18 protein-coding genes are annotated in these 21,580 nt (G+C 74.7%); 3 read left to right on the top strand and 15 right to left on the bottom strand.

The genetic code is table 11. From position 1 onward, the window contains the following. The first annotated feature begins 75 nt into the window (after positions 1-75). Positions 76-1,284 (top strand): cytochrome P450, encoded by a 1,209-nt coding sequence (locus ACFWIC_RS21150; protein WP_329948030.1) that lies wholly within the window; start codon positions 76-78, stop codon positions 1,282-1,284. Positions 1,285-1,466: 182 nt separating this feature from the next. Here ACFWIC_RS21150 and ACFWIC_RS21145 read toward each other — a convergent pair whose 3' ends face one another. The 14 genes from ACFWIC_RS21145 to ACFWIC_RS21080 form a co-directional block, all read right to left on the bottom strand. Further along, complete coding sequence (locus tag ACFWIC_RS21145) at positions 1,467-2,534, bottom strand: MBL fold metallo-hydrolase (protein ID WP_380519712.1); 1,068 nt, start codon at positions 2,532-2,534, stop codon at positions 1,467-1,469. 20 nt (positions 2,535-2,554) lie between these two features. Continuing rightward, positions 2,555-5,275 (bottom strand): phosphoenolpyruvate carboxylase, encoded by a 2,721-nt coding sequence (ppc, locus tag ACFWIC_RS21140; protein ID WP_355406238.1) that lies wholly within the window; start codon positions 5,273-5,275, stop codon positions 2,555-2,557. A 139-nt stretch (positions 5,276-5,414) separates the two neighbouring features. Continuing rightward, positions 5,415-6,410 carry a DUF6282 family protein gene (locus ACFWIC_RS21135; RefSeq protein ID WP_380519711.1) on the bottom strand — a complete coding sequence of 332 codons (996 nt, stop codon included), beginning with the start codon at positions 6,408-6,410 and terminating at the stop codon, positions 5,415-5,417. Continuing rightward, positions 6,403-8,268, bottom strand: a complete 1,866-nt coding sequence (locus tag ACFWIC_RS21130; protein ID WP_380519710.1) for an isocitrate/isopropylmalate family dehydrogenase — start codon at positions 8,266-8,268, stop codon at positions 6,403-6,405. Before ACFWIC_RS21130 ends, ACFWIC_RS21135 begins: the two co-directional genes overlap by 8 nt. Further along, entirely contained in the window at positions 8,268-9,098 is an 831-nt protein-coding gene (locus ACFWIC_RS21125) for an alpha/beta fold hydrolase (RefSeq protein WP_380519709.1), read from the bottom strand. Before ACFWIC_RS21125 ends, ACFWIC_RS21130 begins: the two co-directional genes overlap by 1 nt. A gap of 7 nt (positions 9,099-9,105) precedes the next feature. Further along, positions 9,106-10,038 (bottom strand): hypothetical protein, encoded by a 933-nt coding sequence (locus tag ACFWIC_RS21120; RefSeq protein ID WP_380519708.1) that lies wholly within the window; start codon positions 10,036-10,038, stop codon positions 9,106-9,108. Positions 10,039-10,104: 66 nt separating this feature from the next. Further along, positions 10,105-11,541 carry an FAD-binding protein gene (locus ACFWIC_RS21115; protein ID WP_380519707.1) on the bottom strand — a complete coding sequence of 479 codons (1,437 nt, stop codon included), beginning with the start codon at positions 11,539-11,541 and terminating at the stop codon, positions 10,105-10,107. A gap of 79 nt (positions 11,542-11,620) precedes the next feature. Continuing rightward, positions 11,621-12,211, bottom strand: coding sequence for a YciI family protein (locus ACFWIC_RS21110; RefSeq protein WP_380519706.1), 591 nt, complete (start codon positions 12,209-12,211; stop codon positions 11,621-11,623). A gap of 105 nt (positions 12,212-12,316) precedes the next feature. Continuing rightward, the gene (locus ACFWIC_RS21105) at positions 12,317-13,564 is read right to left on the bottom strand and encodes an NAD(P)H-dependent flavin oxidoreductase (protein ID WP_380519705.1); all 1,248 of its coding nucleotides are present in this window, start codon (positions 13,562-13,564) and stop codon (positions 12,317-12,319) included. A gap of 206 nt (positions 13,565-13,770) precedes the next feature. Beyond that, the gene (locus tag ACFWIC_RS21100; RefSeq protein ID WP_380519704.1) at positions 13,771-14,793 is read right to left on the bottom strand and encodes a LysR family transcriptional regulator; all 1,023 of its coding nucleotides are present in this window, start codon (positions 14,791-14,793) and stop codon (positions 13,771-13,773) included. Between the two features lie 149 nt (positions 14,794-14,942). Further along, a complete protein-coding gene (locus ACFWIC_RS21095) occupies positions 14,943-15,617 on the bottom strand; it encodes a TetR/AcrR family transcriptional regulator (RefSeq protein WP_355406256.1) in 675 nt (224 codons plus the stop codon). Positions 15,618-15,700: 83 nt separating this feature from the next. Further along, positions 15,701-16,528: an HAD family hydrolase gene (locus ACFWIC_RS21090; RefSeq protein WP_380519703.1), complete on the bottom strand. Its 828-nt coding sequence runs from the start codon at positions 16,526-16,528 to the stop codon at positions 15,701-15,703. Further along, positions 16,525-17,673 carry an oxidoreductase gene (locus ACFWIC_RS21085; RefSeq protein WP_380519702.1) on the bottom strand — a complete coding sequence of 383 codons (1,149 nt, stop codon included), beginning with the start codon at positions 17,671-17,673 and terminating at the stop codon, positions 16,525-16,527. The genes ACFWIC_RS21090 and ACFWIC_RS21085 overlap by 4 nt, the downstream gene beginning before the upstream one ends. Then, positions 17,667-18,740 carry a ScbA/BarX family gamma-butyrolactone biosynthesis protein gene (locus ACFWIC_RS21080; protein ID WP_380519701.1) on the bottom strand — a complete coding sequence of 358 codons (1,074 nt, stop codon included), beginning with the start codon at positions 18,738-18,740 and terminating at the stop codon, positions 17,667-17,669. The genes ACFWIC_RS21085 and ACFWIC_RS21080 overlap by 7 nt, the downstream gene beginning before the upstream one ends. Before the next feature lie 192 nt (positions 18,741-18,932). Here ACFWIC_RS21080 and ACFWIC_RS21075 point away from each other — a divergent pair, with 192 nt between their 5' ends. Then, positions 18,933-19,583: a ScbR family autoregulator-binding transcription factor gene (locus ACFWIC_RS21075; RefSeq protein ID WP_329948232.1), complete on the top strand. Its 651-nt coding sequence runs from the start codon at positions 18,933-18,935 to the stop codon at positions 19,581-19,583. Positions 19,584-19,731: 148 nt separating this feature from the next. On the opposite strand, the gene ACFWIC_RS21070 is transcribed toward ACFWIC_RS21075, so the two are convergent. Then, positions 19,732-20,997 carry an MFS transporter gene (locus ACFWIC_RS21070; RefSeq protein WP_380519700.1) on the bottom strand — a complete coding sequence of 422 codons (1,266 nt, stop codon included), beginning with the start codon at positions 20,995-20,997 and terminating at the stop codon, positions 19,732-19,734. A gap of 109 nt (positions 20,998-21,106) precedes the next feature. On the opposite strand from ACFWIC_RS21070, the gene ACFWIC_RS21065 reads away from it, so the two are divergent. After that, complete coding sequence (locus ACFWIC_RS21065) at positions 21,107-21,487, top strand: ArsR/SmtB family transcription factor (protein ID WP_380519699.1); 381 nt, start codon at positions 21,107-21,109, stop codon at positions 21,485-21,487. Positions 21,488-21,580 lie beyond the last annotated feature (93 nt).

Raw genomic sequence — 21,580 nt, 5'->3', positions numbered from 1 at the left:
GCCCCACCGGCCGCCGGGAACCTTCCCGGGCCCCGAACCCCACGAGAACACCCGCGACGTGAGGAGATCCCCGTCTTGACCACCGCACCCACCACCCCCGTCCTCCCGCTGCCGGCCCGGCACTCCGGCGGCTGCCCGTTCGACCCGCCGCCCCCGTACTCCGAGGCCGCCGCCACCGGGCCGGTGACCAGGGCCAAGCTGCCCGACGGCGACCTCTGCTGGATGGTCACCGGCTTCGCCGAGGTCCGCACCGTGCTGTCCGACCGCCGGTTCAGTGCCGACATACGCCACCCGGCCTTCCCGCTGCTGGTCGCCGGCGCCCGCGAGGAGCTGATCACCGACAATCCGGACTTCCTGCGGCTCGACGACCCCGAGCACGCCCGCCAGCGCCGCATGGTCACCGGGGAATTCCTGGTGAAGCGGGTGGAGGCGCTGCGCCCGGAGATCCAGCGGATCGTGGACGAGGCACTGGACCGGATGACCGCGGGCCGGACCACGGCCGACCTGGTCACCGACTTCGCGCTGCCGGTGCCCTCGCTGGTGATCTGCCTGCTGCTCGGCGTGCCCTACGAGGACCACGACCGCTTCCAGAGCCTGAGCCGCACGATGCTCAACCGGGAGAGCACCGTGGAGCAGCTCCGGGAGGCCCAGGAGGGGGTCCTGGGCTACCTGCGCGACCTGACGGCCCGCAAGCGGACACAGCCGGAGGACGACGTCCTCAGCCGGCTCGCGGCGCGGGACGACCTGACCCCGGACGACGCGGCCGCCATGGGCGTGCTGCTGCTGGTCGCGGGGCACGAGACGACCGCGAACATGATCTCGCTGTCGACCGCGCTGCTGCTGGAGCACCCCGAGCAGATCCCCGGCCTGGCCGACCCGGCCACCCTGCCGGGCGCGGTGGAGGAGCTGTTGCGGCTGCTGACCATCGTGCACACCGGCCTTCCCCGGGTGGCTCTGGAGGACGTGGAGCTGGGCGGCGTCACCGTCCGGGCCGGGGAGGGCGTGATGGCGATGCTCTCCACCGCCAACCGGGACGAGGCGGTGTTCGGCGGCGCCGGCCATCGGGCGACGGACGAGCTGGACCTCTACCGGGACGCCCGGCGGCAGCTGGCGTTCGGCTTCGGCGTGCACCAGTGCCTGGGCCAGCCGCTGGCCCGCGCCGAACTCCAGATCGCCCTGGAGACGCTGTTCCGCCGACTGCCGGGGCTGCGGCCGGCCGGCGAGCGCGAGTTCCGTACCGAGTCGTTCATCTACGGGATGCGGTCACTGCCCGTGACCTGGTGAGCGGGGCCCGACGGAGAACTCCCGCTGGAGTAGTTCGCTTGGGAAAGTGCTGGTCACGGCCGCTCGTCGGCGGCTGTGACCAGCACTTTCGCTTCGCACTTTCGCTTCGTCGGACACGGCCGGTCCGCCGCACGGTGACGCGGTGGTCCGGGATCACCGCGTCACCGCGGCCGGCCGGCGTTTCAGGGGAGTCGCAGGGGCGCGGGAAGGAGGGGGCGGGTCGGAACGGGGTGCCAGCGGAGCGTGCCGGTGCGGTCGGGCAGGACCCGGCCGAAGGGCTGGTCGCCGAAGTGGAAGGCGAAGCCGTAGCTGCCCGGGGCACGAAGCCGGTCGAGCAGGGTCCGGCGGGCGCGCAGCACGGCGGCGGTGTCGGTGTCGGGGCCGGAGGGCCACTCGGGGTGGCTGATCTGGGCCGGGGTGTGGAAGGCGTCGCCGAAGACCACCAGACGCCGGCCGGCCGAGGCGGTGACGACGTACGAGGTGTGGCCGGGGCTGTGGCCGGGGGTGATCAGCGCGGTGACGCCGGGCCAGATCTCGGCGCCGTCGTCGAACGGCCGCAGGACGCGCGACATCGGCACCATGAAGGTGTCCCAGGAGGGGGCGCCGACCGTGATCTCGCCGCGCCAGAACGGCCCCCACTCGGCGCCGGCCACCCGGTAGTCGGCGTTCGGGAAGGCCCTGCGCAGCGCGTGGTCCCGGCCGCCGGGGCGGAAGCCGAGACCGGTGTGGTCGGTGTGCAGGTGGGTGAAGGCCACCGTGTCGACGGACTCGGGCGCCACCCGCAGGGCGCGCAGGGTGTCCAGCAGGGCGCCGCCGCGGGAGCGGCCGAGGGCCGGCGACAGGACGTTGGCGCCGAGGCCGGCGTCGATCAGCAGGCGCCGCCGGCCCCGTTCGACGAGGACGCCGCCCGCCGAGGCCGCGATCCGTCCGGTGCCCGGGGTCAGGGCCTCGGGGTGGTCCCGCCAGTACGCGGGCGGGACGGCGGGGAGGAAGCCGGCCGGGTCCAGCTCCATGGCGCCGTCGACGACGTAGGTGATCCGGGTGTCGCCGAGGGTGAACGAGCGGACCGCGGACTGCTCGTTGAGCGCGCCGAGCCGTGACGGACGCGGACGCGGGCGGGCGGCCTCGGCACGGGGCGCACCTGCGGACAGGGCCGTGGCGGTGGTCGCGGCGACCGCCGTGGTGCCGAGGGCGGTCCGCAGCAGGGTCCGGCGGGAAGGCCCCCCGGGGTGTGGGGTGTTGGCGGTCATGGTGGGGAACTCCCGTGGGGTCAGCCGGTGTTGCGAAGTCCGGCGGCGATGCCGTTGACGGTGAGGAGCAGGGCGCGGGCGAGGAGCGGGTCCGCCCCGGTGGAGGCGGCGACCGCGGCGCGGCGGCGTCGGAGCAGGGCGACCTGGAGGTAGGAGATCGGGTCGAGGTAGGCGTCCCGCAGGGCCAGGGTCTGCTTGAGCCCGGGCTGCTGGTCGAGGAGTTCGCACGCGCCGGTGACCCGGAGCACTTCGGTGACGGTGCGGTCGTGCTCCGTGCGGATGGTGTCGAAGACGTGGTGCAGCTCGGCCGGGACGAGCGTGTCGACGTAGTGGCGGGCGATCCGCAGGTCGGTCTTGGCGAGCGTCATCTCCACGTTGGACAGGAAGTTGCGGAAGAAGTGCCACTGGCCGTACATCTCGTCGAGCACGTCGCCGAGACCGGCCTCGCGGGCGGCGGCGAGGCCGGCGCCGACGCCGTACCAGCCGGGGACGATCTGGCGGGACTGGGTCCAGCCGAACACCCACGGGATGGCGCGCAGGCCGTCCAGGCCGGCGCCCGAGTCGGGGCGGCGGGACGGACGGGAGCCCAGGTGGAGTTCGGCGAGCTGGTCGACCGGGGTGGCCGCGAAGAAGTAGGCGGGCAGGTCGGGGTGGTCGACGAACCGGCGGTAGGCGGTGTGGGCGGCGGCGGAGACGACCTCCATGGCGGCGTCCCAGCGGGCCAGCTGTTCGGCGGACTGCCGGGGCGCGGTGTGCAGGGCGGTGGCCTGGAGGCTTGCGGCGACGGCGAGTTCGAGGTTCTCGCGGGCGAGCGAGGGCAGCAGGTACTTGTCGGAGATCACCTCGCCCTGCTCGGTGACCTTGATCTCGCCCTCCAGGGTGCCCCACGGCTGGGCGAGGATCGCGTCGTGCGAGGGGCCGCCGCCGCGGCCGACGGTGCCCCCGCGGCCGTGGAAGAGGCGCAGCCGGACGCCGTACCGGTGCGCGACGTCGCGCAGCCGCCGTTGGGCGCGGTGGATCTCCCACTGGGAGGTGGTGATGCCGCCGAACTTGGAGGAGTCGGAGTAGCCGAGCATGACCTCCTGGACGTCGCCGCGCAGGGTGACCAGCCGGCGGTAGGAGGGGTCGGCGAGCAGGTCCTCCAGGATGTGACCGGCGGCCCGCAGTTCGTCGGTGGTCTCCAGCAGCGGTACCAGGCCGATCCGGGCGGTCCCGGCGTGCAGGTCGATCAGGCCGGCCTCGCGGGCGAGCACGGTGGCCGCGAGGACGTCGTCGGCGCCGCGGCACATCGAGACGACGTAGGACTCGACGACCTCGGGGCCGAAGGTGTCCAGGGCACGCCGGACGGTGTGGAAGACGTCCAGGGTGCGGGCGGCGGCCGGGTCGAGGGGAGCCGGGCCCAGCAGCCGGCGGGAGGTCAGCTCCTTGGCGAGCAGGCGCTGCCGGTAGTCGCGGGGCATGTCCGCGTAGCGCCACGACTCCTCGTCGAGGCGGTCGACGAGGAGGCCGACGGCGTGGTGGTGGGCGTCGGCGTGCTCGCGGACGTCCATGGTGGCGAGCTGGAGGCCGAACGCGGCGAGGGTGCGGACGGTGCGGGCGAGCCGGCCGTCGGCGAGCAGGCCGCCGCGGTGTTCGCGCAGCGAGTCCTGGACGAGGCGGAGGTCGGCGAGGAGGCCCGCGGTGCCGAGGTAGTCGCGGCCCTCGGTGTGCGGGGTGCCCTCGGCGAGGCGCCGCTTGGTGTTCTCCAGCTTCTGGCGGACGCAGGTGGCCTTGAGGCGGTAGGGCTCCTCGGCGTTGAGGCGCCGGTAGCGGGGGCTGAGTTCGGGGAGGTCGGCCAGGTCGGTGCGGAGCGAGGCGAGGAGTTCCTCGGTGACGCCGGTGTGCCGGACGGAGTGGGAGAGCAGGCCGCGCAGTTCGTCGACGGTCCGGAGGGCGGCGTCGATGCCGTGCTCGTGCTGGAGGAGGAGAACCTCCCAGGTGACGTCGGGGGTGACGTTGGGGTTGCCGTCCCGGTCGCCGCCGATCCAGGTGCCGAAGGTGAGCGGGCGGGTGTCGTCGGGCAGGCGGACACCGGCCTGGTCGAGGTCGGCGGCGAGGTCCTCCAGGAGGTCGCCGACGGCGCCGGCGTGGAGTTCGTCGAGGTAGTAGACCGCGTTGCGGGCCTCGTCGGCGGGTTCGGGGCGGGCGACGCGCAGTTCGTCGGTCTGCCAGACGAGGTCGATGTGCTCCGCGAGCCGGGTGTCGAGGCGGCGGCGGTCGGCCTCGTGGGACGGGGTGCCGGCGGTGTCGAGCAGGGCGGCGATCCGGCGGAGCTTGTGCAGGACGCTGCGGCGCGCGGCCTCGGTGGGGTGGGCGGTGAAGACGGGGCGGACGTTGAGGCGGGCGACGGCGTCGGCGAGGAGTTCCGGCGAGCGTTCCGCCGCCTCCCGGACGACGCGGCCGAGCGGGGACTCCCTGCGCTCCCGGGCCGCTCTCAACTCGCGCCCCCGGTGGACCTGTTCGGTGACGTTGGCGAGGTGGAAGTAGGTGGAGAAGGCACGGACCAGCTCGACGGCGGTCTCCAGGTCGACGCCGGCGAGGAGTTCGGCGGTGGCCTCACCGTCGGTGCGGCTGAGCAGGCGGACCTGTTCGACCAGACCGAGCAGGTGGGCGCCCTCCTGGCGGACCAGTGTCTCGCCCAGGAGGTCGCCCAGGCGCCGGATGTCGGCGCGCAGGGCCGCGTTCGCGATCGGGGCGTTCATGGGTTCTCCCTGGTGGGGCGGTTTCGGGTCGGCCCAGGGCCGACGGGCAGGCGGGCCGTCCGACAGACAGGCAGACAGGCAGACAGGCAGACAGGCCCATCGACAGGGCAACGGGCGGGGGCGGGTTGGGGCCCGGGGTTCAGGGCGCCAACAGCGCGGCCGGGTTCAGCCGGGTGACGGCGCGGACCTGCGTTCCGGTGAGGCCGGCGGCGCGGAACCACTCCGTGTTGCGGACCAGCCAGCCGGCGGGGTCCGGCTGGTCGGGCTGGCCCAGGTCGGAGCTGAAGACGATCCGGGGGTGGGCGCGGACCAGTTCGGCCAGGTGGCCCGGGCTCCGGTGGCCCAGCAGCAGCATCAGGGCGGTGAGTTCGACGTAGAGGCCGGGCAGGTCGGCCAGGCCGGCGAGGTCGGCGGGGGTGAGGCCGGACATCGGGTGGGTGGCGTGGGTCAGCAGCAGCCGGGGCACGTCGAGCCGGGCGGCCTCGTCGGCCACCCGGAGGGTCTCCTCCCGGTCGCAGTGACCGGTGGCCAGGACGACCGGAAGGTCCCGGGCGGCGCGGAGCACCTCGCGCACCGGCCGGGCGAGCCGGCCGGTGCCGTCGAGGATCCGTGGGCCGCGCCACCGTTCGAGGTCGAGCAGCGGGTGGAAGGGGGCGCGGTGGAGGGGGGACGGGTGGGCGGGGCCGATGTGGGTGGGCAGGTGGACGAGCAGCCGGGCGGGGCTGTCGGGGCCGTGGGCGTAGACGGCCTGCTCGACGACCCTGGTCCGGACGCCGCCGGCGAGCTCGTTGAGGACGACGGCGCCGGAGACCGGAAGTCCCTCCTGGCGGGCCTCCCAGGCGGACGCGGCGGTGGAGCCGAGGTGGCTCTTGACGGCGACCCAGCCGTCGATCCCGGCGTAGGCCCGCCCGGCGCCGGCGGCGGTCAGCCGGCGCCGGTAGAGGTCCGGTCCGGCGTGGTAGTGGACGTCCACCACCTGCCGGTCGGCCGGGGGACGCTCCCCGGTCCGGGACCGCTCCCCCGCCGCGGCCCCCTCGGAGGGCGGCGGCCCCGCCGGCCCGATCACCGGCCCGGCCGACCGGGGTGCCGGCCCGGCCGCCGACCGGACCGCCGGGGGCCGGGGGCCGTCAGGCATCGCCGGTCCTGCGCGCCGGCCCCTCCCACGGCTCGGCGTAGCCGAACGTCCGGCGGGCCTCGTCGAGGCGCAGCCCGCCGGCCACCGCCTCGGCGATGGCGGCCTCAGTGGCTTCGACGCGTTCGGCCCGGTCGGCCACCTCGACGGCCTGTCCGGCGGGCACGACGAGGACTCCGTTGTCGTCGGCGACGATCACGTCACCCGGGCGGACGGTGACCTCGCCGATGGTGACGTCCCGTCCGGTGGCGTCGAGTTCGACGCGGTTCTTGCCGCTGACCATGGTGACGCCGGTGCTGAACAGCGGGTACCCGGCGGCCCGGATCTCGGCGACGTCGCGGGCCGACCCGTACACGGCGGTGCCGCGCGCGCCCCGGCTCCGGGCGAGTGCGGTGAGCAGCGAGCCCCAGTTGGTGCAGGCGGTGCTGCCGCCGTTGTCGACGACGACGAAGGAGCCGGCGGGTACCTCGTCGAGGTAGTTGGCCGCGTTGCGGAAGCCGCCCCGGGTGTCGTCGACGGGCCGGTAGGTGACGGTGTAGGCGCGTCCGGCGGTGCGGGCCCCGGGAACGCGGGCGGCCAGACCGGCGAGGACGCCCGGGAGGCCGAGGCTGTCCAGCGCGTCGGAGACCGAGGCGGTGTCGAGGCGGGCCAGCCGGTCGACGACCTCGTCGGTCTCCGCCGGTGGATCACCGGCGCCCGGCCGCCGTACAGCGGCCCCGGCGGAGGGCCGGGAGGCCGCGGCGTCCAGGGCTCCGGCCACGGCCTCGGCCACCTCGCGGGTGCCCGCCGTCCCGCCGAGGTCGTAGGTGACGGTGGTCCGGGCGCGGGCGACGCCGCGCACGGCGGCGCGCAGTTCCTCGCCGGGCACCGTCAGCCCGAGGTGGTCGAGCATCTGGGCGACGGTCAGCAGCATCGCCATCGGGTTCGCCCGGCCGCGGCCCGCCATCGCGGGGGCGGAGCCGTGCACGGGCTCGAAGTAGCTGCCCTGGTCGCCGATGTTGCCGCTGGGGGCGAGGCCGAGGCCGCCCATGACCCCGGCGCCGAGGTCGGAGAGGATGTCGCCGAACATGTTCTCGGCGACGAGCACGCCGAACCGCTCCGGCCGGCGGACCATCCAGAGCGCGACGGCGTCCACGTTGAGGATCTCGGTCTCGATCCCGGGGTACTCGCCCGCGATCAGTTCGAGCCGTTCGCGCAGGTGGTTGCTGCTGTTGCGGAGGACCATCGGCTTGTCGACGAGGGTGAGCAGGCGCTTGCCGCGGGCCCGGGCGTGTTCGAGGCCGAAGCGCAGCAGCCGGTCGATGCCGAACCGGGTCTGGAGGCGCAGGGTGACGCTGGTGTGCTCGGGGCCGGAGGCGGCGGCGTTCGGGTGGTGGCGCACCGCGTCCCAGAGCGCCCCGTCGAGGCCGTGCAGGTCGAGCCCGGCGTAGAGGCCCTCGGTGTTCTCCCGGATGACGGTGAAGTCGAAGCGGCCGTGGTCGAGGTCGGTGACGGGCCGGATGTTGGCGTAGAGGCCGAGGCGCTGGCGGAGCTGGACGACGGGCGAGACGTAGCCGAGGCCGGTGCCGCGCAGTTCGGGGACGAGTTCGGCCTCGGTCTCGCGCAGCGGCTTGCTGGTGATGGCGCCGAGCAGGCAGGTGTCGGTCTCCTCCAGGAGCTTCCAGGTGCGCGCGGGCACCGGGTCGCCCTCCTGTCGCCAGCACTCCCAGCCGATGTCGCCGAAGCGCAGGTCGAGCGGGAGGCCCAGGCGTTCGACGGCGGCGAGGGCCGCTTCGACGACCTCCGGTCCGATGCCGTCGCCGGGCAGGACGGCGATGCTCCTGGTGGCGGATGCGGCGGGTGCGGCGGGTGCGGCAGGCATTACCGGAGTCCTTTCTCGCGCAGGAGTGCCTCGACGCGTGCGGAGACCTCTGCGGGCTGGTCGAAGTGGGGGCGCATGCCGGCTCGGGGGACGACGTGCACCACGTGGTGGGAAGCGGCGGCGGTGTGCCGCCGGGTGACGAGCTGGGACCGGCCGCCGACGATCTGGAGCAGCGGGCCGGGGTGGGCGCGGACGGCGTCGGTGAGGTCGATGTCGCGGAGCAGCCGCAGGCCGCCGGCGAGCCGCCGCCCGGCCTCGGTGTCCGTCGCGGGGTCCGCGTCGGTCTCCGTCGCGGGAGCCGTCCTGGGGTCCGGCTCCGTGGCCGGCGCCGGGACGCCCCCGGTGTCCGGTGTCCGGCCCTGCGGCAGGATCCGGCGGGACAGTAGGTCGAGGGCGGCGGCGGGCCGGCCGGCGGCGGCCAGGTCCGCGATCGCGCCGAGCCGCCCGGCGAGGGCGGTGTCGCTGCGCGCGGGTCCGGAGACCAACAGCGCGGCGGTGGCGGGGTCGATGTCAGGGAGCAGCGCCTGGGCGACGGCGCCGCCCAGGGCGTTGCCGCAGAGCACGTCGACGGGCCCGAAGGTCGGCAGCACCTCGCGCCAGCGTGCGGCCAGACCGGCCAGGCTGGTCACCTCCTCGTCCCAGAGGGCGAGGGTGTCGGCGACGGTGACCCGCAGTCCGGCCCCGACCAGGGTGCGGACGACCGGGGTGAAGAAGGCGCCGCCGTCCCAGCCCGGGGTCACCGGGGCGAGGACCAGGGCGTGCGCCGTGCCGACGGCGGTCCGGGGGAAGAAGACCGCCGTCGGCACGACCGGTCCGGCGTGGGTGGTCACCGGGTGGTCACCGGACGCCGGCGAGGGTGCGCGCGGTGGCGATGGCCTCGCCGTGCTCGCCGAGCAGTTCCTTGCGGTGCTCGACCGAGAGGTCGTAGCGGCCGAGCACGAGGTCGGGCAGCGGCAGGGACGGCCGGCCCTCGGGGACGGTGGCCAGCAGCAGTTCGGCCAGCCGCAGGACGGGGGCGAGGTCGATGTGGCCGGCCTTCTCCGGGTCGGTGCGGTCGAGGTGCGCCAGCCACTGCTCGGCGATGAGGTTGCCGGGGCCCTTGCCCATGCCCTGGATCGAGGAGTCCATCCAGGTCGCACCGGCCGCGACGGCGCTGATGGCGTTGGCCAGCGCGAGGCCGAGGTTGTTGTGGGCGTGCAGGCCGACCGCGCCGCCGGTGACCGAGCGGGTCAGGGTGGTCAGGTCGGTGGTGTCCAGCGGGGAGAGGCTGCCGTTGGAGTCGGCCAGGTAGACGACCTCCGCGCCGGCGTCGGTGGCGGCGGTTGCCACCTCGACCACCTCGCGGGCCGGCCACTGGCTGATCCGGGCGAAGTTGACGCCGACGGTGAAGCCGAGGTCGCGGGCCTGACGGATGTACTCCAGGCCGGGTTCGTAGCCCTTGGCGGGCAGGATGATGCGGACGAGACGGGCACCGGCCGCGTACATGGCGGGCAGGTCCTCGCGGGTGATGTTCTTCGGGTGCAGGATCATCGCGACCCGGTGGGGGCCGATCTCGCGGGCGATGGCGGCGATGAAGTCGTCGCCGCCGATGCCGGTGAGGCCCAGGTCGGGGATCGGGGCGAACGAGCCCTTGCGGTAGGCGATCTCGACCCAGTCGAAGCCGGCCTCGACGCTCAGCCGGGCGTGCTCCAGGGCGTAGGAGAGCGGGAAGTGGAATCCCGTGCGGTACCCCCCGTCCCGGAGAGTGACGTCGATGTTGGTGATCCTCATGGCTCCTCCAGAAAGCGGACGTGCGGGTTGGATCGGGAAGGGTCCGGCGGACACGTCGGGTGCGCGTCAGGCGGACTGGCCGGCGGCCACGTGGTGCGCGGCACGGCGGCCGAAGACCAGCGAGCGCAGCACCGAGGTGGCCGGCGGGTAGGCGTGGTAGAAGAGGCCGGTGGCCTCGCCCGCCGCGTACAGGCCGGGGATGGCGGTGCCGGACGGGGTGACGACCCGGCCGTCGAGGTCGGTGCGGACGCCGCCGTAGGTGAAGCAGATCGCGGCGGTCACCGGGATGCCGATGAACGGCGCGGTGTCCAGCGGCGTGGCCCAGTTGGACTTGGCCGGGGTGAGGCCGACGGTGTGCTTGCCGTCCAGCCGGGTGGGGTCGAACTCGCCCGGGGAGACGGCCGCGTTGAACCCGGCGACGGTCTTCTCCAGGCCCTCGGCGTCGATGCCGAGCTTGGCGGCGAGCCCGGCCAGGGTGTCGGCCTGCTCCGGGGGCACGTCGGTGAGCAGCGAACCGGAGATGCCGGGGATGGCCAGGGTCTTGGCGTCGGCGATCCAGTACGCCTCCTGGTCCTGGTTCTTCCAGATCTCGTAGCCGACGTGCTCGAAGGTGTTGTCCCAGGTGTCGCGGCCCTCGTCGAAGAACCGCTCCAGGCGCCCGTTGACGAAGATTCCGGCGGCGAAGCCGTAGAGGACCGCGTCGGCCTTGTCGGTGCGGGTGTCGACCGGCTCGGCGTGGATGCCGTCGAACTGGCCGGCGGTGTCGGCGCCGAGCTCCAGCGCCATCCGCAGCGCGTCGCCGCGGTTGGCGGCGATGCCGGGGGCAATCAGCGGGAGGTCGCAGGCGTTCTGCCCGACGTACCGGGTGAGCATCTCGGGGTTGCCCTCGAAGCCGCCGCAGGCGAGCACGACCGCGCGGCCGGCCAGCGTGCGGGTGAGGCCGTCGGGGCAGCGGACGACGACGCCGTCGACGGCGCCGTCCTCGTCGGTGGAGAGGCGCAGGGCCTCGGTCAGGTAGCGGATGTCGACCCGGGGGTCCGCCTCCAGGGCGGCGCCGAGGTGTTCGACGATGGCGGCGCCGCCACCTCGCGGGCTGGCCGGCGGGACCATGGACGGGACGCCGGCGGCGAAGGTGTGCGGCAGCGGGAAGTCCAGGAAGGCGATCTCGACGCCGTGCTTCTCGACGAACGCGAGGGTGCCGGGGGTGTCGCGCTCGACGGTGCGGCAGTAGTCGAGGTCGGCCAGGCCGCCGGAGACCCGGTGGACGTGCTCGGCCCAGTCGGAGTCGAGCCGGCGCTGCTGGTCGATCCGCAGGAAGGCGCCCGTCCAGCGGGTGGCGCCGCCGCGGTCCTCCTTGCCGGAGCGCTCCAGGATCGCGATCCTGGCCGGCCGGTCGCGGCCGTCGGTGGCCTCGGCGAAGGACAGCGCGGCCGAGAGGCCGGCGGCGCCGAAGCCGACGACGATCAGGTCGTACGCGGGGGCCGGGGTGGACGTGCCTGACATGGTTCTCCTACGCGGTGTGAGGGGTGTGGGCGGGTGTCGGGCGATGCGCGGGGGTGTGCCTCCCGGCCGGGACGCCGGGTCAGCGGTTGGGGGTGATGACCCGGCTGGTCCGGTACAGGCGGTACTTGGCACCCGTCGTGGTGGTCGCGAACCGCTGGTAGCGGCGGGTGAACTCGGGGTCGTCGAAGATCGCGTCGAAGCTCTTCTCGTCGGACCAGGCGGCGAGGTTCACCACCGCGTCGCCCTCGACGCTGGTCAGCAGCCGGGAGCCGCGGAAGCCCTCGGCGGTGGCGGCGACGTGCTCGACGGCGGAGGCGAGGGCGGCCACGGTGGCGGGCGCGGACTCGGTGGTGGCCACGTTGATGAGCAGCACGCCGTCGCCGGGCTCGGGGGTGGTGACCACGCCGGGGCTGGCGAAGCCCGCGGTGAACGGGGTCCGCTCGTAGGAGGCGATGCCGAGCGTGTGCCAGGGGTCGCTCTCGATCAGCTCGGTGACGGTGGCGTCGTCGAGGTCGGCGGTGACGATGACGGCGCCGCCGTCCGGCCGGGGGCCGCTGAGCAGGATGCGACCGCGGTCGGCGTGGTCGCGCAGCCAGGCCCTGTGCTCCGGCAGGTGGGCGGTGACGGTCTCACGGGGCTTCAGGTAGGTGAGGGTGAGGACGTGGATCACGGTGTTCTCCGGTGCGGTGGGAGGACGGACGGTGAGAGGGCGAACACGGGGAGGAGGGACGCGGGGAGGGGCCGGCCGGAGCCGGCGCCGGTTGCTGAGCCGGTGTCAGCGGCCGATGCGCGTCGCCAGGCCGCGCAGGACGGTCTCCGCCTCGGAGACGGTGTCCTCGACGATCGCGGCGGCGGTCCGGACGTCCTTGACCAGGTCGAGGACCTCGCCGGCGAACAGGGCGCGCTGGCTGACGTCGTCGCGGGCGACGGCGGCGGTCCAGCCCGGCTCGACGTCGGCGCGGCGGGCGGCGAGGTCGTCGTCGCGGCCGGTCCACTCGCGGGTGAAGGCGTTGCTCACCGAGCGCGCCTGGTAGACCTCGTCCCACGGGATGCCGCGGAGCACGTCGAAGGACCGGGTGTTGACGGTGTCGGTGGTGCCCGCGGCGGTCAGCGAGGTCTTGAAGCCGGCGGTCGCGATCGACTCGACGGTGAGCGCGAAGCGGGTCCCCATCATCACGCCGTCGGCGCCGAGCGCCAGCGCCGCGGCCAGGCCCCGGCCGTCCGCGAACCCGCCGGCCGCGACCACCGGGACGGCGCCCCGGACGAGGTCCAGCACGGCCGGGACGAGCGGGAGGGTGGCCCGGGTCTTGTGGTGGCCGCCGGCCTCGGCGCCCTGGACCACCAGCACCGACGCGCCGGCCTGCAGCGCCACGACGGCCTGCTCGGTGTCGTGCACCTGCACCACGACCCGGGCACCGCTCGCGGCGGCGGAGGAGACGTAGCGGCCCACCTGCTCGGCGTCGCCGAAGGAGAGGGCGATGACGGGCGGCGCGTAGCCGAGCACCTTGTCCCAGAGGCCGGGGCGCTCGTCGAAGGTGAACATCACGCAGCCGGCGCCCCAGACGCCGCCGCCCTCGGCGGCCTGCGGGAGGTGCTCGTCGATGAACGCGGCGTCGCCGTAGCTGACGCCGACGAGCCCCAGCCCCCCGGCGCGGGTGACGGCGGCGGCCAGCCGGCCGCCGGAGACGCCGCCCATCGGTGCGCTGACGATCGGATGGTCGATTCCCAGCAATTCTGTCAACTTGGTCGAGATCACGACTTCCCCGGCTCCCAGCTCGAATGTCGGTGTGGCGGACGGAACGGCGGCCTGAACGTCGTCGGGAACGACATGGACGACGACGGATCGACTGGTGGATCGGCCGGTGAATACCGTCCGGCGCCCTGCCCGGAATTCCTCGGGCGGCGGGTCACCGGCACGGCCTCCGGGGTTTTCCGTTCCCGGTTCCGGCCTGCCCGCTTTCGCACTCAAACCATAGTTCGAACGGCGTTCCGAGGGCCAAGACAGAAAATGCGTGGAAGCCATAGGACCGGTCCTATGGGCCGACCCTACGAGGGGGACCGCAAGGAGTCGCCCGGGCACCGGAAGTGAACCTTCCATGACCCCGGGGCAAAAAATCGCCCGGCCCGGAGAAAACATTCTCCGGGCCGGGCATACGGGTGGGGGCAGAGGTGGCGACAGCGGTGGGAGGTGGGGGTGGGACGGCAGCGGACCGGCGGAAGGCGAACTCCTCAGGCGAGGAAGGGCCAGCCCTGCCGCTCGGCGACCTGGGCGAGCACCCGGGCGGCCCGGCCGCCGGCCAGCGCGGTGACCGCCAGCCGTTCACGCGGCGCCGCACTGGTGGGCAGCGGGCGCCAGTGGAGTTGCGTCTCGCCCTGCACGGCGAGCCGCGGACGCAGCGCCACCAGGTCGCAGGCGGTCTGCAGGGTGTGCACGAAGAGCGCCTGCTGGTCGTCGACAGGGTGCAGCTCGGCCCGCCAGCCGAGTGCGGCGAGCTGCGCCGGGATCGTCTCGGCGTAGCCCGGCGCACACCCCTCGTCGTACCAGAGCAACCGCTGGGTGGCGAGATCGTCCCAGGTCAGGCCGGGTCGGGCGGCCAACCGGTGGTCGGGGCGCATGACCACCCCGAGCGGTTCGTCCCAGACCACCGCGCCGACCAGACCGGGTGTGGTGACCGGAAGCCGGACGATGCCGAACGCCAGCTCGCCGTGGTGCAGCAGCTCCGGCTGGTCGGCCGCACCCACGTGCCGCATGCGCAGCTCTGCGCCCGCCCGGACGGCCCCGTCGGCCTGCTCGCCGGCCAGTCCGTTCTGCACCTCGGCGAGGACCTCGGTCGGCACCCCGCCGCAGACCCCGACCGGCCAGACCCGGGGGGTCGGGGCAGCCGCGGCGATCGCCGAGCGGAGCTGCCCGGGAATGGACTGGATTTCCCGGAGGAATGCCCGCCCGCTCGCCGTCAGTTCGACACCGCGTGAACTCCTGATGAAGAGCGAGGCGCCGACCCGGCTTTCCAGTCTCTTGATCTGCTGGCTGAGGCTCGGCTGGGATATCCGGAGTTCCTGGGCAGCCGCCGAAACGGTCCCCGCCCGGACCACCGTGAGGAAATACCGGAGGTGCCGCATGTCGAAGTCGTCGACGTGCTCGGCATGACCCGCCGCGCGCCGGGCGGCGACCCGCGCCGAATCCTCCGGGGCGTGACCGAATTCCGTTTGGTACAGGGCGGACGATCCGATCCTTTCGTGCAGCACACTCATGACACCCCTCCGTCACATCGTCTCGGTTCGCGACCCGCGACCGGTCTGTCCGCCGCCGGGCGGTGGGCTGCCCCGGAGGTCCGGGGCAGCCACATTCTCCCTAAAAATACCTTCACGAGGGTATTTTCAACGGTTCCGTAACGGAACCCTCATACGACCCGTGGATCCGGGCACAGGCTGCACCCCGCCGGAGTCCCGCCCTCCGGAACCGGGGCCCCGGCGGTCGCGGCGGTCCCGGCGGCCGGGCCGGCGAGCGCCGCCAGCAGTAACCGCCACGCCGCCTCGTAGGCGCCGGCCGAACCGCAGGCGCCCGGCGGCCCGAACGACACGTGCGGCGCGCCGTGCATCACGGCCAGGAGCAGCTGGGCGACGAGTTCGGGCGGCCTGGGCGCCATGCTCCCCTCCCCCTGGGCCCGACGGATCAGGTTCGCCAGGCCCCGCTGCACGTCCTCGAAGATGTCCGGCACCATCTGGGCCAGCGCCGGGCAGTCGGTCGCCAGCCGGAGCGCCGCCCGCAGCCTGACGTCCTCCTTCAGCCGGTGCGCCAGGTCCAGGACGAGCGACTCCAGCACCGCGCCGGCCGCGGCGCCCGGGACGTCCCGGGCCTGGCGCATCTCCTCCCAGACCTTGCGGGACTGCAGCAGCAGCGCCCCGGCCAGCAGCCGCTTGGAGGCGAAGTGCCCGTACAGGGCCCCCTTCGTCATGCCGGTCCGCTGCGCCACCGCGTTGAGGGTGGCCCTGCTGTACCCCTGGGCGGAGAACTCCTCTGCGGCGGCGTCCAGCACCTTCTCCCGCGTACGCCGTGCTCGCTCCTGTTTGATCATGCGGGCGCCCTCCTGGTCAAGAACATACCTTCCTAAAGGAATGTTCTCAGGACAGGGGGCACGCCCGCCCGGCTGTCCGCACATCAGACGGAAACCGATCGGTGTGCGACGGCCGGACGCGCCGGCGGCCCCGGCGGGCGGCGCGGACCGCGCCGCCCGTCGAGCACCGGCCAGCCCGCGCGCGCGGCCTCCGCCAGCAGTTCCGCCGAGCCGTTCACCACCACCGGGTGCCCGACCGTGCGGAGCATCGCGAGATCGCTCTCATGGTCGCCGTACGCGAAACAGTCGGCCGGCCGGACGCCCCGCGCCCGGACCAGCGCCGCCACCGCGTCCGCCTTGGCCTGCCCGATCATCGGCCGGTCCACCTCCCCGGTCAGCACTCCCCCCGCCGCCAGCTGCTCGGTGCAGCGCACCGCGGCGGCGCCGAAGTCCTCCGCCACCGCCTCCAGCAGCGGGCGCAGCGACCCGGACACCAGGACCACCTCGTGCCCGAGGTCCCGGTGGCGGGCCAACGCGTCGAGGCTCGCCGTGACGAAGGCCGCGGCGCCCCGGCGGTACTCCTCGTACCACCGGCGTGCCGCCGACCGCAGCGCGGTGGCGGGCACGCCGGCGAACCGGCGGTAGTACATCCGGTTCAGCTCCTCGCGGGGCACGCCCGCGGCCATCGCCGCCCGGAGGTCCGGTGCCCCGGGTCGCCGCGCCGGCCCGGTCGGGGCGGGCCCGGCGGTGCCGGGGTCCGTACGGGCGGGGTCCGTGTGCGCGGGGTCCGTACGGGCGGGGTCCGTGTGCGCGGGGTCCGTGCGGGCCGGGTCCGCCGTCCAGAAGTCCCAGAACGCGAGCATCCCCTTGGCCGCGATCAGCGTCTCGTCGACGTCGAAGAAGGCGATCGGGGCGGGCGCCGTACCGCTCACGCCGCACCGCCGCCGGCGCCGAGGACCGCCTCCGCGTAGCCCCGGGCCGCCGCGTCCGGGTCGAGGGTGCGGTGCACCGCCACCGCCGCCGCGTCCCGCCAGGCGCGTTGCAGGACCGAGCCCGGGGCCTGCGCCCCGACACCGGCCGCGAGGAACAGCGCGTCCACCGCCTCACGGCAGAGCACGGCGGCGGTCGCCGCGTCACGACGGTTCTCGGCCACCGCGAGCGCGGTGATCTCCCCCCGGTCGGCCCGGGCGGCGGCGCCGTCGAGCAGCAGCCCCGCCGTGTGGATCCTGGCCGAGGCGTGCGTCAGCACGGTGTGCGCGGCCGGGTGCGGGTCGACCGCGCGCCGGGCGCCGGCAGTCCATTCGCGCAGGGCGGCCCGGGCGATGCCCAGCAGCGGCGTGGCGAACACCAGGGCCGCGACCATCGGGTACGGCACGGTGTGGCAGCGGGCGGCGTCCTGCTGCGGGACGAGCAGCGCGTCCAGCGTGAGCGTGCGGTGGTCCGGGACGCGGACCCCGTCGGCGGCCACGGACGTGCTGCCGCTGCCGCGCAGCCCGGCCGAGTGCCAGGTGTCCAGCACCGTCAACTCCGAACGGGGCACGGCGAAGACCCGGTGCTCGCGGCCTGCGGGACCCTCGGTCCAGGAGGCGAGCAGGATCCACTCCGCGTGGTCCGCGCCGCTGGCCGGCCGCCACTCGCCGTCGAGGCGCCAGCCATCCCCCACCCGCTCGGCCCGGCCCTGCGGCGGGACGACCGCGGCCGCGATCCGGACGTCGGGGCCGCCGCCCCAGAGGTCGCGCTGCCCCTCCGTCGGGAGGTAGGCGGCCAGCCGGCCGTGCGCCGCGTACAGGGCGGCGCACCAGGCGGCGCCCGCGCAGGACTCGGCCAGCGTCGACGCCCCGGTCACCAGTGCCCCGAACTCCCCGGCGGTGCCGCCCCACCGGCGCGGGACGAAGTGGCGCGGGAAGCCGGCCCGGGTGATCCCGTCGGCGACCTCGCCGGTCAGCCGGCGCAGCTCCTCGGCCCGCCCGGCGTCCCGGCGGGCGGTCCCGGCCAGCTCGCCGAGCACCCGGACGTCGAGCACCCCGGCGTCGAGCACCCCGGCGTCGAGCCCCTCGGCCCGGACGTCGCTCAGCATGCCCTGCCCTCCGCCCCGGCCGGCCCGGCCGCCGGGCCCGCACCCGCGCCCACCGGGCCCGTTGCCGCCGCTCCCCCACCCACCGGGCCCGCACCGGCCGGGCCCGGCGCCGCCGTCAGGCGCACCCGGGCGGCGGCGATCGGCCGGCCGTCCTGCACCGCCGTCAGGCGCAGCGCCCCGGCCGGGCCGCCGTCCGCCGGCTCGGCGACGATCGCGACCGGCGTCGTGAGCTCGCCGAAGGCGGTGAACACGGTGGCGAGTTCCCGCAGTTCGCGGACCGCGTCACCGGCCCCGTACGCGGCGGCGGCCGCCTGCCGGAAGGCTTCCATCAGGACCATGCCGGGTACGTGGTCCACGGGGTGGTCGAACAGGACCGGATGGTCCTCGAAGGGCCGCAGCCACCAGCGGTCGGGGCGGGCCGGGTCGGCGGCGATCACCACGTCACGGTCGGTCGTCTGCCCGACCCGCCGGGGCTCCGGCGGCACGGGCGCGGTCGGGGCGGTCCCGGGCTCCCCCGCCGCGTCGGCCGACCGTCGCCGGAGGGACGCGTAGCGGCCGGGTTCCAGCACCTCCCAGCGCATCCGGACCCGCCCCACCGGCCGGTGGCCGGCCCAGGCCAGGCCCTCCAGCGCGAACCGCTCCCGGCCGGGCCGGGGAGCGGCGGGCGGGCAGCGCAGGTCGAGGCCGACGTCCAGGCCGTCCGGGCCGGTCGGCGACAGGGCCTCGTCGAGGTCGACGGTGAGCTCGTTCAGCACGAACGGGTGGCCGTAGGTGCTGCCGTGGAACCGGTGGGCCAGGTGGATCGCGGTCTGGCGGACCGTCTCGGCCAGCATCATCGGGTCGGACGCCGCTGCCCGCCGGTGACCGAGGTGGTGGTCGCGGAGCCAGCGCGCGGCGACCGCGAACCGTTCCTCCTCCAGCCGCACGGCGTCCGTCAGGAGCACCTCGGGGTCGGCGTGCTTGTGGACCGCCTCCCGCGGCAGGTGCCGGTCGAAACGCAGGCCGTTCCAGCCCTCCCGGAGCAGCGGACGGCGCTGCCCGGGCACCTGAGATGACAGGACGTTCATGAATTCTTCCTCCCCCATGTCGCGGCGACGGGAGCAGGCCCGCTATCTTTCGGTGCCTACCGGAGCGACAGCTCAGGAACATACCTTCTGGAAGGTTTACCGTCGAGGCGAAATTTTGCGCCACTCTGTCCAAATCGCCCCCGCCCTGACGATCCGGCACCACCGTTGACCCCACCATCACAGGAGCCGTCCATGCCCGAGCCGCAGACCACCTCCCCGTTCCCTGTGCGCAGAATCACCACCCGGCGGGGCCCCGACCCCAAACAGGACCGGGCGGCCCGCACCAAACTGCTGGTGCTGACCGCCGCCGCCGAACTCTTCTCGACACAGGGCTTCCGCCACACCTCGGTCAAGGACGTGGCGGACCGGGTCGAGATGACCAAGGGCGCCGTCTACTTCCACTACCCGACGAAGGAGGCGCTGGCCATCGCGGTGGTGGAACAGCACTACGCCCGGTGGCCGATGCTCCTGGAGGAGGTCACCGCCGAGGGGCGCGGGCCGCTGGAGACGGCCGCACGGCTGCTGGCGGGTGCGGCGGCGGCGTTCCGGGACGACATCGTCGTCCAGGCGGGCGCCCGGCTGCAGATCGAACGGCCGCAGATAGACGCCGAGCTGCCCACCCCGTACGTGGACTGGACCGAGCTGCTGACCGCGCTGCTGATCAGCGCCCGGACGGCGGGCGAGCTGCGGGAGGGGGTCTCGCCGCACGCGGCGGCGCGGTCGCTGGTGGCCGCGTTCTTCGGCACCCAGCACATCTCGGACGTGCTCCACGAGCGGGCCGACGTGGTGGAACGCTGGTCCGAGACCGCCGAGTTGCTGTTCCGCGCGATCAGCGCGAGGTAGCACCCCGGGCGGGCCGGCCCTGCGGGCGCGGCCGGCGCACGCGGAAGCGCACCGCGGGCATCGCCGCGGTGCGCTTCGCCGGGGGTCCGTCGGACCCCGGGTCCGGTCGACCCGGCCGGACGGGGGCCGGTCGGGGAGGCCGGACCGGTCAGGTGGTCTCCGGCAGCCGGCCCCGGCTGCCGGCCACGATCAGGCCGCCGGCGACGGCCAGCACCAGCAGGACGACGCCGAAGACCGTCGCCCCGTCGGTGAGCCCGACGGAGTCGCTGAGGTAGCCGGCCGACACCGGGAGCAGCCCGGCCGGCACGTAACCGCCCACGTTGAGCGCGGCGTTGGCCTCGGCCAGGCGCCGCGGCGGGACGGCGGAGTTCAGCAGCGAGAGACCGCCGAGCTGGCCCATGCCCTGGCCGGCCCCGGCGAGCAGGGCCGAGGCGACCAGCACGGGAACGGAGGAGGCGTGGACGGCGGCGATCAGCGTCACCATGGCCAGCGTGGTGGAGACCGCGCCGGCCATCAGGATGGTGCGCCGGCGCAGCTTCTGGACGGCGAACTGCACGGCGGTGGCGGTCAGGAACATCACGAAGGCCATCGCGCCGGCCACGATCCGGCTGGTGGTGCCGAGCAGGCCGGAGAGCAGCGACGGGCCGAGCGAGAGCACGAACGAGGTCGCGGTGATGCCGGGCGCGAACACCGCGATGCCGAGGGCGAGTTGCAGGCCGTTGCCGCGCGGGACCCCGGGCACCCGGATCCAGGCGCCCTTCGCCGGCGCGGCAGGCCGGCGGACCGGCATCCGCAGCACCGCGAAGACCGCGGTGGCCAGCAGCACCGCCTCGACCACGAAGACGGTCACGGTCGGGCCGGGCGCCGTCTCGGAGAGCACCCCGGCGAGCAGCGGGCCGAGGCCCGCGCCGAAGACCATCGCGCAGGAGGCGAGCAGGGCGGCGAGGCGCTTGCGGGCCGGGCCCGCCACGTCGGTCACGGCCGCCATGCCGGCCGAGACCACGGCGCCGACCGCGATGCCGGTGAACAGCCGGGCCACGATCAGCGCGGCGACCGACGAGGCGGTGGCGAAGATCGCGCAGGCGGCCACCGCCAGACCCAGCGCGGGCAGCAGCACCGGCTTGCGGCCGAGCCGGTCGGAGACCACGCCGGAGACCAGCAGCGAGCCCAGCAGCCCGACGATGTAGAACGCGAACACGACGGTCAGGGTGCCCTTGGAGAACCCGATGTCCCGCTGCCAGACCACGTACAGCGGGGTCGCCGCGTTGGACAGGACGAACACCGCGGTCACCGGCCACGCGGCCAGCCACACCCACCAGGTGGGCGTCCCCGCGGCCGCCCCCTGCTCCCTCCCGGGCGTCGGCAGGTCCGCCTCGGCGACCTCCTGCACCGACACCGTCCGACTCTCCGACATGGTCGCTCCCTCCGCCAGACGTAGTACGAGTTAACTCGAACATAGCATGCAGTACGATGAGACTCGTACAGGAGAGTCCGAAATCCTTTCGGCCCACGAGGAGTCGCCCATGCCTTCGACGCTGCGCCAGGCCCCGCCCTTCGTCGTCCTGCCGGAACCGGCCGACCTGCCGGAGGCGCTTCCCGAGCCGGCCGTCGAGGAGCTCAGGCTGGAGCTCGTACTCGGGGCCCTGAGCGACCCGCTGCGGCTCACCATCGTCCGCAAGCTCCTCCTGGAACGGGAGCGGTTCGACCACCCCTGCGGCTGGTTCGGGCTGGACCGGCCCAAGTCCTCGCTGACCCACCACTTCAAGGCGCTGCGCCAGGCGGGCGTCATCCGCCAGCGCCAGTACGGCCTGGAGCGGCGCAGCCACGTCCGGATCGACGACCTGGACGCCCGATTCCCCGGGCTCCTCGGACTCGTCGCCGACTGGACCCCGGACAGCCTCTGACCGGCGGGGGTCGCACCCCCGCCCCTGAACGGCCCCGGGCCCCCCGTACCCGGGGGCCCGCGGGCCCCGCGGCGCGCGGGGGGGGGGGGGAAC

It is taken from the genome of Kitasatospora sp. NPDC127035, assembly GCF_042726075.1.
Classification (GTDB): domain Bacteria; phylum Actinomycetota; class Actinomycetes; order Streptomycetales; family Streptomycetaceae; genus Kitasatospora.
Note: the sequence above shows the minus strand (reverse complement) of the source record. Positions and strands in the feature narration are given on the sequence as shown.